14 protein-coding genes are annotated in these 15,108 nt (G+C 68.1%); 10 read left to right on the top strand and 4 right to left on the bottom strand.

The window, feature by feature from the left end; translation table 11 throughout:
* Positions 1-11 precede the first annotated feature (11 nt).
* The 4 genes from GGR89_RS05030 to GGR89_RS05015 all read right to left on the bottom strand — a co-directional run bounded on the left by GGR89_RS05030 (position 12) and on the right by GGR89_RS05015 (position 3,351).
* Positions 12-422 carry an acyl-CoA thioesterase gene (locus GGR89_RS05030; protein WP_125972831.1) on the bottom strand — a complete coding sequence of 137 codons (411 nt, stop codon included), beginning with the start codon at positions 420-422 and terminating at the stop codon, positions 12-14.
* A 95-nt stretch (positions 423-517) separates the two neighbouring features.
* On the bottom strand, positions 518-1,288 hold the full coding sequence (locus GGR89_RS05025; protein ID WP_125972833.1) for a FadR/GntR family transcriptional regulator: 771 nt from the start codon (positions 1,286-1,288) through the stop codon (positions 518-520).
* A 54-nt stretch (positions 1,289-1,342) separates the two neighbouring features.
* Positions 1,343-2,416, bottom strand: coding sequence for an NAD(P)/FAD-dependent oxidoreductase (locus GGR89_RS05020; protein ID WP_125972835.1), 1,074 nt, complete (start codon positions 2,414-2,416; stop codon positions 1,343-1,345).
* Positions 2,413-3,351 (bottom strand): alpha/beta fold hydrolase, encoded by a 939-nt coding sequence (locus GGR89_RS05015; RefSeq protein ID WP_125972837.1) that lies wholly within the window; start codon positions 3,349-3,351, stop codon positions 2,413-2,415. Before GGR89_RS05015 ends, GGR89_RS05020 begins: the two co-directional genes overlap by 4 nt.
* 48 nt (positions 3,352-3,399) lie before the next feature.
* Here GGR89_RS05015 and GGR89_RS05010 point away from each other — a divergent pair, with 48 nt between their 5' ends.
* From GGR89_RS05010 to GGR89_RS04965, 10 genes are all read left to right on the top strand, one after another.
* Positions 3,400-3,873 (top strand): prepilin peptidase, encoded by a 474-nt coding sequence (locus tag GGR89_RS05010; RefSeq protein WP_206434257.1) that lies wholly within the window; start codon positions 3,400-3,402, stop codon positions 3,871-3,873.
* A gap of 56 nt (positions 3,874-3,929) precedes the next feature.
* Complete coding sequence (gene cpaB, locus GGR89_RS05005; RefSeq protein WP_125972839.1) at positions 3,930-4,967, top strand: Flp pilus assembly protein CpaB; 1,038 nt, start codon at positions 3,930-3,932, stop codon at positions 4,965-4,967.
* Position 4,968: 1 nt separating this feature from the next.
* Positions 4,969-6,549 carry a type II and III secretion system protein family protein gene (locus GGR89_RS05000; protein WP_125972841.1) on the top strand — a complete coding sequence of 527 codons (1,581 nt, stop codon included), beginning with the start codon at positions 4,969-4,971 and terminating at the stop codon, positions 6,547-6,549.
* A gap of 26 nt (positions 6,550-6,575) precedes the next feature.
* Positions 6,576-7,205 carry a CpaD family pilus assembly lipoprotein gene (locus GGR89_RS04995; RefSeq protein ID WP_342449831.1) on the top strand — a complete coding sequence of 210 codons (630 nt, stop codon included), beginning with the start codon at positions 6,576-6,578 and terminating at the stop codon, positions 7,203-7,205.
* Positions 7,202-8,476 (top strand): CpaE/TadZ family protein, encoded by a 1,275-nt coding sequence (locus GGR89_RS04990; RefSeq protein WP_125972845.1) that lies wholly within the window; start codon positions 7,202-7,204, stop codon positions 8,474-8,476. The genes GGR89_RS04995 and GGR89_RS04990 overlap by 4 nt, the downstream gene beginning before the upstream one ends.
* Positions 8,477-8,480: 4 nt before the next feature.
* On the top strand, positions 8,481-9,461 hold the full coding sequence (locus GGR89_RS04985; RefSeq protein WP_125972847.1) for a type II secretion system F family protein: 981 nt from the start codon (positions 8,481-8,483) through the stop codon (positions 9,459-9,461).
* 5 nt (positions 9,462-9,466) lie between these two features.
* Complete coding sequence (locus GGR89_RS04980) at positions 9,467-10,459, top strand: type II secretion system F family protein (protein ID WP_125972849.1); 993 nt, start codon at positions 9,467-9,469, stop codon at positions 10,457-10,459.
* A gap of 59 nt (positions 10,460-10,518) precedes the next feature.
* On the top strand, positions 10,519-11,067 hold the full coding sequence (locus GGR89_RS04975; protein ID WP_125972851.1) for a hypothetical protein: 549 nt from the start codon (positions 10,519-10,521) through the stop codon (positions 11,065-11,067).
* 455 nt (positions 11,068-11,522) lie between these two features.
* Positions 11,523-14,159, top strand: a complete 2,637-nt coding sequence (locus GGR89_RS04970; protein ID WP_245201568.1) for a TonB-dependent receptor — start codon at positions 11,523-11,525, stop codon at positions 14,157-14,159.
* A gap of 157 nt (positions 14,160-14,316) precedes the next feature.
* Positions 14,317-15,069, top strand: coding sequence for an SDR family oxidoreductase (locus GGR89_RS04965; RefSeq protein ID WP_125972855.1), 753 nt, complete (start codon positions 14,317-14,319; stop codon positions 15,067-15,069).
* Positions 15,070-15,108: the final 39 nt, after the last annotated feature.

Here is a 15,108-nt window from a genome sequence, read left to right as displayed (position 1 = left end):
CCATATGTCCGTCAATCGGCGCCCTTGACAAAGAAATGGTCGATCACATCCTTGGCGAGCCGCGCCGGGCGCTTGGTTTCCGCGTCGAGGCAGCACCAGCTGGATTTCACCTCCGCCAGCACCTCGGTGCCGCGGCGGATGATCGTCTCGTAGAAGGCGCGGGCGCCCTGCACCTTCTCCAGCAGCACCGTGGCGACCACGTCGTCTTCCAGGAAGGCCGGGCGGCGATAGGTGATCTCGTGCTTGAGCGCGACCCACAGATGCTCGGCCACCGCCTCGACCGGGGCCAGCGCCTGCCAGTGGCTCACCACCGCCGCCTGCACCCACTTCAAATAGGAGGCGTTGTTCACATGTCCCATGAAGTCGATGTCGTCCTGGGCGACATCGACCCGGAATTCGAAGGGAATCGCGGTGTTGCTCACCCTGTCATCATAGACCAGACGGGGCCAACAAGCGACCCGCACGCCCTCGAATCGACAATAAACCCGCGAACCGCCCGTGCCGTAGCGGCAGACGATCAGGCCGGGCCGATTTCCAGCCGCTTGGCCAGCGTGTCGCGGCGCGCGTCGAGTTCGTGCCGGGCGCGTTCGATCAGCTCCAGCTCGGTCGCCTCCAGCAGGTCGTCGACCACGCCGCGCAGGTGCCGCCGCATCGCCGCGCGGGCGCCGTGCGGGTCGCGGGCGTGGAGCGCGTCGAGGATCGGGCGATGCTCGTCATAGCGCGGGTTGACGCCGTTGCGCCGCGCACGATCGAACATGTTGGCGCACAGCGGCGAGCGGGTGCGCAGTTCCCACAGATATTCCACCACGCTGCGGATCGCCGAATTGCCCGTCGCATTGGCCACCGCGATGTGGAAGCGGTGATCGGCGTCGAACAGCGTCGCGTTGCCGGTCGCGGGATCGGCCATTTCCTCGGCGATCTGGTCGAGCTCGGCCAGCTGCTCGGGGGTGATCGACACCGCCGCCAGCGCCGCCGCCTCGCCTTCGAACAGGATCCGCGCCTCGGTGAGGTCGAACGCGCCGATGTCGAGGTTGAGCGCGTCCTCGCGCAGCCCGCCCGAGCTGTCGCGATGGGTGACGTAGAGGCCCGAGCCGTGGCGCGCCTCGATCCAGCCCTTCATCTCCAGCGCGATCATCGCCTCGCGGATCGTCGGCCGGCTGACCTTATATTCCTCGGCGAGGTCGCGCTCGCCGGGAAGGCGGGTACCGGGGGCCCAGCGGCCGCTCTCGATACCGTCGGCGATCGACGCGGCGACGCGCTGGTAGAGCTTGCTTCGGTTCAGTTTCATCACCGACTCTCATAGGCGAGCGATGGATTTTCGCAAAGCCTTTGGCCTTACCAATCAATCCCGAAAACGATCAGGCAAGTAACGTCCGGGATCGAGCGTCGGGATCTGGCCCAGCAGCAGCTGGCAGGCCAATCGGCTTGCCGCCGGCGCGGTCTGGATGCCGAAGCCGCCCTGCCCCGCGCACCAGAAGAAGCCCGGCACCGCCGGATCGAGGCCATAGACCGGCCGCCGATCGGGGGCGAAGCTGCGCAGGCCCGCCCAGCGATGCTCGAGCGCGGCGACGCGCCAGTCGACCACCTGCTCGAAGCGGTGGATGGCGGTGGCGATGTCGATCTCCTCGGGGGCGGCATCGCAGGCTGGGCTGTCCACTTCGTCATGCGGGGTGAGCCACAGTCGCCCGCCCGCCTCGGGCTTGAAGTAGAAGCTGCCTCCAAGGTCGCTGACCAGCGGGCAGCCGGCAGGCGGCGCCGGATCGGTGCGCAGCTGGACCATGGTGCGACGATAGGCGCGGATGCCGATCGGCGCCGCGCCCGCCAGCGCGGCGACTTCGTCCGCCCAGGCGCCCGCGGCGTTGACCAGCAGGTCGGCCGCGAACGCCCCGCCCCGTGTGTCCAGCCGCCAGCTGCCGGCCTCGCGCACCGCGCCGGTCAGTCCGGCCGAACAGTGCAGCACCGCCCCTGCAGCCTTGGCGCGCGACAAGAAATACTGATGCAGCGCGGCCACGTCGATATAGGCGCAGCCGGGCTCGTGGACGCCGAACGCCCAATCGTCGCGCAGGCCCGGCACCATGGCGTGCGGGTCCGCCGCACGGAGCGCGACGCCGCTGCCCTCGAAGGCTGCGAGGAAGGCATCGACTCGTCCCTGGTCGCCCGCCCGCGCGAGATGCAGCTCGCCGAGCGGATCGAGGAACCCGCCCTCGCGCAGCATCGCGCCCGAGGCGGTGGTGAGCGGCTGGATGTCCGGCCCGCCATAGGTTTCGGACCAGAAGGCCGCCGAACGCCCGGTCGCGTGATAGCCGGGCCGCTCTTCCGCCTCGAGCAGCAACACCCGCGCATGGGGGCCGAGTTCGGCGGCGAGGCTCGCGCCCGCGATGCCCGCCCCGACGATCGCGACGTCGAACCGGGTCATCGGCGCGGCGCCCGCGCATCGAGAAAGCCGTCGATCGCCGCCAGCGCGCGGTTCCGCACCGGATCGGCCTCGCGCAGGATCTCGTGCGCGCTCTCGGGCCCGAACCGCAGCAGCTCGGCCTCGGGCAGCCGCGGCGCGATCCGCAGCGCGGCGCGGGCGTCGACCAGCCCGTCCGCCTCGGCGATGACGAACAGCAGCGGCGTGCGGACCGACTCCAGCGACGCCGCCTGTAGCGCGGCCATCGATCGGAACGCCGCGACCAGCCATTGCCAGCTCGGCGCACCGGTCAGCAACGTGCGGTCCCGCGCCTGCCACCACAGCTCGTCGGCATAGCGGGCGGGATCGTGGGTGAGCAGATTGGCGCGAGTCTCGGTCGCATAGGGCTTCTCGTTGCCCTTCCATGCCGGCCGCCGCGGATCGCCGAGCCGCGCCAGCACCCGCGCGAGCGGCGGCGCCAGCTTGCCCAAGGCGCTGCGCACCCCCAGCATCGGCGCGATCAGCACCGCGGCGTCGGGCGCAATGGCGCCCTCGGCCAACCCGCGCAGCACCAGATGCCCGCCCATCGAATGGCCCATCACCACATGCGTCCCCGGCGTCTCCGCCTGCCACGCAGCGGCAAAGGCGCGGAGATCGGCGATGTAGGTCGCGAAATCGTCGATATGTCCGCAATCGGCCTTGGGGGTGAGCCGCCCGGACCCGCCCTGCCCGCGCCAGTCGAACGCGGTGATCGTCCAACCCTGCCCGTGCCAATGCGCAAAGCTTTCGATGTACTTCTCGAAAACGTCACCGCGCCCGCTCTGGAACAAAATGCTCCCGCGCGGGGTGCCCGCTGCCGGCCAGTGGAAGCGACGGAGCGGCCAGCCATCGGGGGCACTCCAGCGGTCGATCACCGCGCCGTCGGGTATCGCACGCGCAAAATTCCGGGAAACTGCCATGCCGCGTGGTTACGGTTTCGTAAGCCGGTCCGTCTACCCATTTGGCCCATGGGGGCGATCATCCAGGACTGTCTGCTCGTCGCGCTGGCGCTGCTCCTGCTCTCCGCAGGGATCGAGGACGTGCGCTTCCGCACCATCGCCAATGCCAAGAACGCCGCGATCGCGCTCGCCGCGCCGCTCTGGTGGTGGGCGAGTGGGCTGGCACTGTGGCCGGACATCGCCCTCCAGATCGGATGCGCCGCGATCGTCTTCGCGCTGTTCATCGCCGTGTTCGCCATGGGCGCGATGGGCGGCGGCGACGTCAAGCTGATCGGCGCGCTCGCGCTGTGGCTGCCGCTGGCGCCGCTGCTGCGCATGCTGGTCCTGATGTCGCTGCTCGGCGGCGCGCTGACCCTGGCGATGCTGCTGACCCAGCGGCTCCGCGGGCGCAGCGTCGGCGCGATCGAGGTGCCGTACGGCGTGGCGATCACCCTGGGCGCCGGAATTGTCCTCTACGAACCGATTCTTAACCGGATTGGGTGATGCTTAACGCCGCCACAACCGGGTCGGCCAACGAATACGAAAAGGCGTGATTCAACATGGACGCACGTAGGCTATTGCTGCTCGTCGGCGCGTTGCTGGTCGCCGGCATCACCGCGTTCATGGCGCGCACGCTGGTGCTAGGATCTGCCGCACCCGCCGCCGGGGCGATGGCACCGGGCGCCCCCGCCGCGGCCGCCGCCGCGCCGGTCAACACCACCGAAGTGCTGGTCGCCAAGCGCGCGCTGCCGGTGGGTACGATCCTCGACGCCACCGCACTCGAATTCCGCCCCTGGCCCAAGGACCTCGTCGAAGGCGCCTATTATGTCCGCGGCCAGAGCGAGCCCGCCAAGCTGCAAGGCGCCGTCGTCCGCTTCGCCGTGCCCGCCGGCCAGCCGGTGACCCAGGGCGCGCTGGTCAAGCCCGGCGACCGCGGCTTCCTCGCCGCCGCGCTCGGCCCCGGCATGCGCGCGGTGACCGTCCCCGTCTCCGCCCAGAGCGCGGTTGCCGGCTTCGTCTTCCCGGGCGACCATATCGACCTGATCCTCACCCAGACGGTGAGCGGCGACGGCCCGCCGCTGCGCGCCTCCGAGACCGTGCTGCGCAACCTGCGCGTGCTCGCCACCGACCAGCGCACCGACAAGCAGACCGACGACAAGGGCAAGACCGTGGTCACCGCCTATTCCACCGTCACCGTCGAGGCGACGCCCAAGATCGCCGAGAAGATCGCGGTCGCCCAGACCGTCGGCACGCTGTCGCTGTCGCTGCGCTCGCTCGCCGATACCCAGACCGACCTCGACGAGGCGATCGCCAGCGGCGCGGTGAGCGTGCCCGATGATCCCAAGAAGGAAAAGGCGTTCCTGGCCCGTGCCACCAGCCGGCCGCAGGACGACAGCGACTCCTATGTCACCGGCGCCGATGTCTCGCGCTTCCAGCGCCGCACCGTGCCGGCCACCCAGGGCGCTCCCTCCGGCATGGCCGCGCCCGCGCCGGCCATGGTGAACAGCGCGCCAGTCGCGGCGCAGCCGATCGGCACCGTGGTCCGCGTCGTGCGCGGCAGCGATGCCAGCCTCGTCCCCGTCGGCGGAAAGAACTGAGATGCAGCGCACCCTTCCCCTCGGCGCCGCGGCCCTGGTCGCGCTGCTCGCCGCCTCGCCCGCGCTCGCGCAGAACCGCAGCGCCAAGCCCGTCGCCCGGATGGCGCAGCTGCCCGCCGGCAGCCAGCGCCCGGCGCACGAGGTGCTGCTCTCGATCGGCGAGGGCGAGCTGGTCACCCTGCCCGCCGCTGCCGCCAATGTCTGGACCTCGAACCCCGGCGTCGCCGACGTCTATGTCGCAAGCACCCGGCAGATCCACCTCTATGGCAAGGCGTTCGGCGAGGCGACGGTGTTCGCCACCAATGCCGCCGGGGCGGTCGTCTATTCGGCGAACATCCGCGTCAGCCAGAACATCAGCAGCATCGATGCGATGATGAAGGCGGCGATGCCGGATGCCGACATCACCGTCACCACGGTCGGCCAGATCGCGGTGCTCAACGGCACCGTCCGCTCGCCGCAGGACAGCGAGCAAGCGCAACGGCTGGTCACCGGCCTGCTCAACCCGGGCGTGAATATCAACGACGCCAATGCATCGCTCAAGATCGGCGTGGTCAACCGGCTGCGCACCGCGACGCCGCTGCAGGTGCAGCTGCAGGTCCGTTTCGCCGAGGTGAGCCGCAGCTTCGTCAAGAACCTCAACGTCAACCTGACCAACCGCGATCGCGGCAGCTTCCTGTTCGGCATCAGCCAGGGCAAGGCGGGCACGATCACCACCAACACCGGCACCACCGCGGACCCCGCCACCGGCGCGCCGCCGGGGGCCAGCATCTTCTCCTTCCCCGCGCCCAGCACCGGCAACACCATGCTCGGCGCGGCGGGCCGCTTCCTCGGCACCGACCTACTCGCCAGCCTCGATTTCGGCGAGACGATCGGCCAGGTTTCCACCCTCGCCTCGCCCAGCCTCACCGCGCTGTCGGGCGAGACCGCGAATTTCCTCGCGGGCGGCGAGATCCCGATCCCCATCGCGCAGGCGCTCGGCACCACCACGGTGGAATACAAGCAGTATGGCGTCAGCCTCGCCTTCACCCCCACGGTACTGGCGGACGGGCGCATCTCGCTCCACGTCCGCCCGGAAGTGTCGCAGCTCTCTTCCTCGGGCGCGGTGACGCTGGCCAACACGACCATCCCCGCGCTAACCACCCGCCGCAGCGAGACGACGGTGGAGATGGGCTCGGGCGAGAGCATGGTGATCGGCGGGCTGCTCCAGAACAGCCACAACAACTCGATCACCAAGACGCCGGGTCTCGGCGACATGCCGATCCTCGGCGCGCTGTTCCGCTCCAACGCCTTCCAGCGCAACGAGACCGAGCTGGTGATCGTGATCACCCCCTATCTCGTCCGCCCGGTCAACGCGAACCAGATCCGCCTGCCGACCGACGGCTACAAGGCGCCGAACGACTTCGATCGCATCTTCCTGGGCTCGCTGGCCGAAGGCAAGTCGGGCGGCGAACGGCCGATGCCGAGCATGGCGCCGCAAAGCGCGGCGCCTGCCACCGGCGCGCTGGCCCCGGCACCGGTCGCGCCGGCCAGCCGTCCTGCCAAATCCAAGAACGCCGCCGCCGCGCCGGGCTTCGGCCTGTGATGCGCCCGTCGAGGAGAACCGCCTTGTTGCCGCGTCCCGCTCTCGCCCTGCTCGCCCCCGCGCTGCTGCTCGCCGGTTGCGCGGGCTATAATGGCGACCTCGATTCGATCCACCAGCCGATCGTCAGCCGCCAGGACCTGACGCTCGACCTCCAGGCAGACGGCAGCCGCCTCGCCCCGGGCGAAGAGCGCCGCCTCGCCGAATGGATGGGCGCGATGAACCTGCGCTACGGCGACCGCATCGCGATCGACGACGGCGCCGACGGCAGCACCGGCCGCAGCGACATCGCCGCCGCCGCCGGAGGCTACGGCCTGCTGCTCGCCGACCACGCCCCCGCCACCGGCCGGCCGGACGCGCCGGGCACCGTCCGCGTGGTGCTCACCCGCACCAGCGCCGCGGTGCCGGGCTGCCCCGACTATCGTCATTTCAGCGGCGCGACCGCCGATGCCAGCACCAGCTCCAACTTCGGCTGCGCAACTGCGTCGAACCTCGCGGCGATGGTCGCCGATCCGGCCGACCTCGTCCGCGGCGCCCCCGGCGCCCCCATTGCCGACCCGCTGACGGTCAGCAAGGCGATCGGCGCCTATCGCGCGGCCGCGCCCAGCGGCGGCGGCGGCGGCACGGTGAAGGGCGAATCGAGCGGAGGGCCGAAGTGAACGCGCCCTTCAACCCCGGCCGCGCAGCTAGCCGCGATCCGTTCACCGCCTTCGTCTGCGACGAGGCAACGGCCGAGCTGATGCGCCCGATTGCGGTCGAACTCGGCTGGTCGCCGGAGAAGGTCAACAAGGGCGGGCTGCGCAACGCGGTGCAGACGCTGGCCGTCTCCGCCAGCCCGCTCGTGCTGTTCGTCGACCTGTCCGAATCGGGCGATCCGCTCAACGATATCAACGCGCTCGCCGAAGTGTGCGAGCCCGGAACGATCGTGCTCACCGCCGGCGCGGTGAACGACGTGCGGCTCTACCGCGACCTGATCGCCAGCGGCATCCAGGATTACCTGCTCAAGCCGATCAACCCGGACATGCTGCGCGACGCGTTTCTGCAAGCGCAGACCGCGCTGGCGGCACCCAAGCAGAGCGACGCGAGCGCCGGCCGGCCGCACTGCGCGGCGGCGGTGATCGGCACCCGCGGCGGCTGCGGCGCGACCAGCATCGCGACGTCGCTCGCCTGGCTGATGGGCGAGCGCCAGGGCCGCACCACCGCGCTGCTGGACCTCGACGTGCATTTCGGCACCGGTGCGCTGGCGCTCGACCTCGAGCCCGGCCGCGGTCTGACCGACGCGATCGAGAATCCCAGCCGCATCGACGGGCTGTTCATCGAGCGCGCGATGGTCCGCGCCTCCGAACGGCTCGCGGTACTCTCGGCCGAAGCGCCGATCAACGCGCCGATGACCGGCGACGGCGCCGCCTTCTACCAGCTGCAGGAAGAGATTCGCGGCGCCTTCGAGTGCACGATCACCGATCTGCCGCGCCAGATGCTGGTGCAGCACCCGCATCTGATCGCCGACATGCAGGTAGCGGTGCTGGTGACGGAGCTAACGCTGGCCGCCGCGCGCGACACGATCCGCATCCTCAGCTGGTTCAAGTCCAACGCGCCGCAGACGCAGATCTTCCTCGTCGCCAACAAGATGCCGCAGCCCGCGCTGCTCGAGATCAGCCGCAAGGAATTCGAAGGGTCGATCGAGCGCCCGATCGATTTCGTCGTGCCGTTCGAACCCAAGCTCGCCGCCCAGGCCGCGAAGCTGGGCAAGCCGATGGCGGAAGTGGGCCGCACCAATCGCGCCATGGCCCCGATCGGCGAGCTTGCCGGCCGCATCCTTGAGATCACCGATGCCGGCGCCGAAGGCGAGCGCAAGCAGGCGGCCAAGGGCGGCTCGCTGCTCAGCAAGCTGGGCGACCTCAAGGCGCTGATGGCGAGCAAGAAGAAGTAGGCCGATGCCGCTGCTGCCGCTCCTGATGCTGGGCCTGGGGGTCGCCGCGGTGCTCGTGCTGCTGGTGCTGGCGCTGTCCGGCCCCTCGGCGCAGCGCGCGAGCGCACGGCGGCTGACCTCGCTGCGCGACCGGCACATGGTGAGCGCCAACGGCGCCAATGCGATGGAAGCGCAGCTGCGCCGCATCTCGACGACGCAGGCGAGCGGCTTCGACCTCACCTTCGCGCGGCTGCTGCCCAACCAGGAACAGCTCGAAAAGCGGCTGGCGATGACCGGCAAGAGCTGGACGCTGGGGCAATATGGCCTCGCCACGCTGGGCCTCGCGCTGGCGGTGGCGGTGCTGCTGCTGTTCGAAGGCGCGCCGCTGCTGCTCTCGATCGTGTTCGGGTTGTTCCTCGGGCTGGGGCTGCCGCATTTCGTCGTCGGCTTCCTGATCAAGCGGCGTGTCGCCAAGTTCACCGCCACTTTCCCCGACGCGATTGACCTGCTGGTGCGCGGCCTGCGCTCGGGCCTGCCGATCACCGAGACGATCGGCGTGGTCGGCTTCGAGATGCCGGGGCCGGTGGGCGAGGAATTCCGCGCGATCAGCGACAAGATGAAGATCGGCCGCACACTCGACGCGGCACTCCAGGAAACCGCCGACCGGCTCGGCACCCCCGAGTTCCAGTTCTTCACCATCACCATCCAGATCCAGCGCGAGACCGGCGGCAACCTGGCCGAGACGCTGAACAACCTGTCCGACGTGCTGCGCAAGCGCGCGCAGATGAAGCTGAAGATCAAGGCGATGTCGTCGGAAGCCAAGGCCTCTGCGATCATCGTCGGCGCGCTGCCCTTCATCGTGTTCGGGCTGATCTGGTCGATCAACAACGAATACATGATGCACTTCTTCACCGATCAGCGGCTGATCGTCACCGGCGGCGGCGGGCTGATCTGGATGGCGCTGGGCGCCTTCATCATGGCCAAGATGGTCAATTTCGAGATCTGACGGCGATGGCACCCACCCAAGGCCCCACCTTGCTCGGCATCGACGTCCTCTGGGTCGCGACGATCCTGTCGGCGGTCGCGGCGTTTGCGGTGCTCGTCGCCATCTATGCCGCCACCACGGTGCGCAACCCGATGGCGCGTCGGGTGAAGATGCTCAACGAACGCCGCGAGCAGCTCAAGGCCGGGATCGTCGCCACCCCGTCCAAGCGCCGCGCCAAGCTGGTCCAGCGCAGCGACACCACCGACCGCATCCGCAGCTTCCTCAGCTCGCTCAAGGTGCTGCAGGACGAGCAGGTGAAGGCAGCGCAGGTGAAGCTGCTCCAGGCCGGCATCCGCAGGCGGGAATGGGCGGTGGGCGTGATCCTCGGCCGGCTGGTGCTGCCGATCCTGTTCGGCGGGCCGATGCTCTACTTCGTCTACGGCACCGACATGTTCGCCGACTGGAGCCCGCTCAAGGCCTATGGGCTGGTCGCGGGCAGCTTCATCCTCAGCTACAAGGCGCCCGACCTCTACCTCAAGAACCGCATCCAGAAGCGCACCGACGCGATCCGCAAGGGCCTGCCCGACGCGCTCGACCTGCTGGTGATCTGCGCGGAGGCGGGCCTGACCGTCGATGCCGCCTTCGGCCGCGTCGCCAAGGAACTCGGCCGCGCCTATCCCGAACTGGGTGAGGAATTCTCGCTCACCGCGATCGAACTCGGCTTCCTCACCGATCGCCGCGCCGCGTTCGAGAACATGGCGATGCGCATCAATCTGGATGCAATTCGCGGTGTCGTTACAACCATGATCCAAACCGAGAAATACGGCACCCCGCTCGCCTCGGCATTGCGCGTCCTTTCTGCAGAATTTCGTAATGAAAGAATGATGCGGGCGGAAGAAAAGGCCGCGCGTTTGCCTGCGATCATGACCGTTCCACTGATTCTGTTCATCCTGCCGGTCCTCTTCATCGTGATCCTCGGCCCCGCCGCCTGCTCGATCAATGATTCGCTGATGCATTGACGTTTACGGAACCGAAGGCGCGGTGACAGGTTGTTGGCGGGTTGCCGGGAGCCCGACTGATGACCGACTTGCCCTACACCACCCCCTTGCAGTTCATCGGCCTCGCGCTCGCGCTGGTCGCCGGCTGGCTGCTCGGCCTGGCGAGCAGCAACGCCGGGCGCCGCTGGCGCGAGCGCTACGAGGCGGAGCGCGACGCGCACCAGGCGCTGCGCGAGGAACTCGCTACCGCCAACACCCGCATCCGCGATCTGGAGGCGGCCAATTCCCGGCTGGAGCGCACCATCGCCGATCGCCGACCGGCCACGCCCGTCGCGGACCCGGCGCCGACCAAGCGCGATTCGGCCGTTCGCAGCTGGTTCTACGGCGGAACCGACGTGCTTGCCCGTATCCGCGGCATCGACGAGCATCGCGAGCGCCAGCTCAACCAGCTCGGCATCCAGCATTTCCGCGACATCGAGGAACTGCCCCGCGGCGACGAGCTGCCGCTGGAGGAACGACTCGGCCTGCCCCACGGCACGATCGTCGACGAGCGCTGGCGCGAGCAGGCAGCACTGCTCCGCGCCGGCGAGACCGACGAGCACGCGCGCAGGTTCGGCCACCACGCCTGAAAATGTCTTACAATAGAGGTTGACTGTCGCCCGGGCGCAACGCTCGGGCGTTTTGTTGTGCGCGCCGTTCCGGCGAGAGCGCTCGGCCGCACTCTAAGCGGATTCTCGCGATAATGCCCGCTTTACCGCCCTTTAGCGCTCTATTTTTGCAAGAATGAAAAGGCGAAGGCACTGATAAAATTACCTGGCGTGCCATAACCGATCCCCTACCTTTCATCGGAACGTCTCAAATAGGTCATGCGGTCGTAGCCGACTGGCTTGACAACTGGTCAGGCCTCTAGGACATTTGTCGGACCACGAGCAGCAAGCTCGGGACAGAAAAAACAGAGCACCGCAGCAGGGTTTGCCAATTTTTGATGAGGGGTGGTTTGATGTTGAGTCCTTCGACGACCAAGGCGCGTCGCGCCGTTTCCGGTACCAAGTTGGTATTGCTTTCCGCAGGTTGCATCGCAGCGTTGGCGCTAGGCGACCCTGCCTTCGCGCAGACCGACGCCGCCCCCGCTGCGCAGGCTCAGGACGATACCGGCGGCGACATCGTCGTCACCGGCTTCCGCTCGAGCCTCGCCTCGGCGCTCGACGCGAAGCGCAAGGACATCCGCATCACCGACGGCATCTCGGCCGAGGATATCGGCAAGTTCCCGGCGCAGAATATCACCGAGGCGATCCAGCGCATCGCCGGCGTCCAGATGTCGAACATCAACGGCCGCGGCTCGACGATCAGCATCCGCGGTCTCGGCGCGCAATATGCCCGCACCACGATCAACGGCCAGACCTTCGCCAGCGCCGACTTCAAGGACGGCTTCCGCTACGATATCATCCAGACCGATCTCGCCAGCGCGATCCAGGTGGTCAAGTCGCCCACCGCGGACATGGACACCGGCGGCCTGTCGGGCACCGTCAACATCGATACCGTGAAGCCGCTCGCCTATAAGGGCCCGCGCTTCATCGTCGGCGTGAAGGGCTATAATTCCGAATATCGCGGCAAGGAATGGACGCCCAAGGTCAGCGGCGCGTACATCGACAGCTTCGCCGGCGGCACGCTGGGCGTGATGGCGAACGTCAGCTACCAGAAGCTGAAGGATCGCGGCGACTATGTCTTCATCAAGAACTGGTACCAGCCGGGCCAGGTCGTAGCGGACGCCGTCGTTCCGGGCAACATCCGCTATCGCCGCATCGATCGCGATACCGAGCAGCTGATGGCCAGCGGCGCGCTGCAGTGGAAACCCAGCGACAATTTCGAAGCGCTGCTCCAGGGCGAATATTCGCGCGACCACACCCGCTACACCACACGCCAGATGGTGTTCGGCCGCTGGCAGCCGGGCGCGGTGACGGTGAACAGCGTCAAGAACGGGATGGCGACCAACATCTCGATCAGCAGCTTCAACGTCGACAACAACACCCAGCCCGAACTGCGCAACCTGAAGACCCAGGCCTATACCGGCACGATCAACTGGCAGCCGGGCGAACGCTGGAAGGTGCACGCCGTCGCCCACTATACCAAGGGAGACGCGGCGCTGTACGAATGGGCGACCATCGACGAGATCCGCTTCGCCAATGGCGGCACGCTCGACGTTTCGGACCCGAGCAACGTCAAATGGTCGACCGCGAGCCTCACCGACGGTTCGATGTGGAACAGCGCCAACCGCACCTGGTTCGCGTTCGTCGATGGCGCGACGCATATCCAAAGCGCGAAGGACAAGGCCGCCCAGCTCGACGTCACCAGGGATCTCGACTGGCACGGCATCCAGTCGCTGGCCGTCGGCGCCAAGTATCACCACGAAAGCTTCGCGACCAACGCGTATCGCCACGATCGCGATGCCGATGTGGCCGATCCGGTGAAATATCCCGAATATGCCTGGATCCCCAATCTCGGCACCACCGGCCAGCTGGTCGACAACTTCCTGGGCGGCGCGATGTCGATCCCGCACGCCTTCCTTTCGGTCAACGCGGACGAATGGCAGCGCATCCTGGCGTCCAAGGGCATCACCGTGCCCGACGTGCCCGATTGGCCCAGCACCTATCGCGTCGATCGCTACGTGCCGGCCGTCTATGCCATGGCCAATGTGGACACGCAGATCGGCGGCATGGCGCTGCGCGGCAATCTGGGCGTGCGCTACGAGCACACCCGCCAGAACGTTACCGCCAGCGTGACCGACGGCACCGGCAGCGGGTCCGCGCTGCTCGGGCAGCAGCATGTCATCCAGAATTATGGCAACGTGCTGCCCAGCGCGAGCTTCGCCCTGGACCTCACGCCGAAACTGGTCGCCCGCTTCGCCGCGGCCAAGGTGCTGGTGCGCCCGCTGCTCAACAGCCAGACGCAGATGGCGGACACGATCAGCACCGGCCAGTCGCAGGGGCGCCGCTTCACCTCGGTCTCCGAAGGCGAATCGCGCCTGAAGCCGCTCACCGCCAACCAGCTCGACCTCAGCCTGGAATTCTACCATGGCCGCGGCAATTCGGTGAGCATCGCCGGCTTCTACAAGGCGGTGAAGAACGGCACCTTCACCCAGTTCTACTGCCCCAGCTCGTACAACGGCGTGGCGCTGAACGGGATCGTCACCGATTGCCAGTCGGCCGATCGAACCGCCGATTACAGCTTCAGCCGCGTGCTGAACGACGGCCGCACCATCCACATCAAGGGCGTGGAGTTCTCGGCCTCCGAGAATTTCGATGCGATCCTGCCGGTCAAGGGCTTCGGCGCCACCGGCAACGTCACGCTGGTGGATACCAATTCGAGCGCGCTGGGCACCGGCTTCAACCTGCGCGACCTGTCGAAGTTCACCGCCAACATCACGCCTTATTGGGAAAACGAGATGTTCAGCGTGCGCTTCTCGGTCAACCACCGCAGCGCGTACAAGCAGGACGCCGCCAGCAGCTTCTTCGTCAACAGCGGCGAGATCCACACGGTGCGCGCGCGCACCCAGATGGACCTGGCGCTGGGCTTCACGCCCAACAAGTGGCTGAACTTCACGGGCGGCATCATCAACCTGAACGACACCCACGAAGACGCCTACCAGACCACCGCGGACACCTTCCAGATGGCCAGCCGCACCGGTCGCACCTTCTATCTGTCGGCCACGACCAAGTTCTGATCGACCGACACCGGGCTGTTCCCGGGGGCGCCCCTCTTCCGCAAGGAAGGGGGGCGTTTCTCGTTTGGGGGGGCGCATTCCGCTTTGACGACAAGCAACGGGACGTGCCGCAGTCCCGACCCCGCTACCCGCCCGGCTCCATCGAGGGAGATCGGACATGACGTTGCTTGCGGACAAGACGGCCATCATCACCGGGGCGAGTTCAGGGATAGGTCGCGCGGCGGCGCTGCTGTTCGCGGCGCAGGGGGCCTCCCTGGTGCTGGTGGCGCGTCGCAAGGAACGGCTAGAGGCGCTGGTGGAAGACATCGTCGCGGCGGGCGGCAGCGCGGTGGCGATGACCGGCGACGTCACCGATGCGGCGACCCACGAAGCTGCCGTCGCCGCTGCGCAGACACGATTCGGCGGGCTGCACATTGCCTTCAATAATGCCGGACTGGTTGGCCCGATGCAGCCGCTTGCCATGATAGACCCCACGGACTGGCAGGCGGTGCTGGCAACCAACCTCACCGCCGCGTTCCTCGGCGCACGCGCGCAGATTCCGGCGATGCTGGCCAGCGGCGGCGGCGCGCTGGTGTTCACCGGCAGCTTCGTTGGCGCGAGCGTGGGGTTGCCGGGGATGAGCGCGTATGCGGCGGCCAAGGCAGGGCTGCTCGGGCTGGTACGCGGCATCACCGCCGACTATGCGGCCGCCGGCATCCGGGCCAACGCGTTGCTCCCCGGCGGCACCGCAACGGAGATGGCGGGCGACGACACGCAACGCGAATGGGCCGCGGGCCTGCACGCGATGAAGCGGATCGCTGACCCGGACGAAATTGCGCAAGCCGCGCTGTTCCTGGCGAGTGACATGGCAAGCTTCGTGACGGGTTCGTCGCTATGGGCGGATGGCGGCAATGCCGCGGTGAAGCTGTAGCAAGCGCACGATAGCCCCTCCCCTTCAGGCGAGGGGTTT

It is taken from the genome of Sphingomonas trueperi, assembly GCF_011927635.1.
Taxonomy (GTDB): Bacteria; Pseudomonadota; Alphaproteobacteria; order Sphingomonadales; family Sphingomonadaceae; genus Sphingomonas; species Sphingomonas trueperi.
The sequence above is the reverse complement of the archived record's forward strand: the minus strand, read 5'-3'. Positions and strand labels throughout refer to the sequence as shown.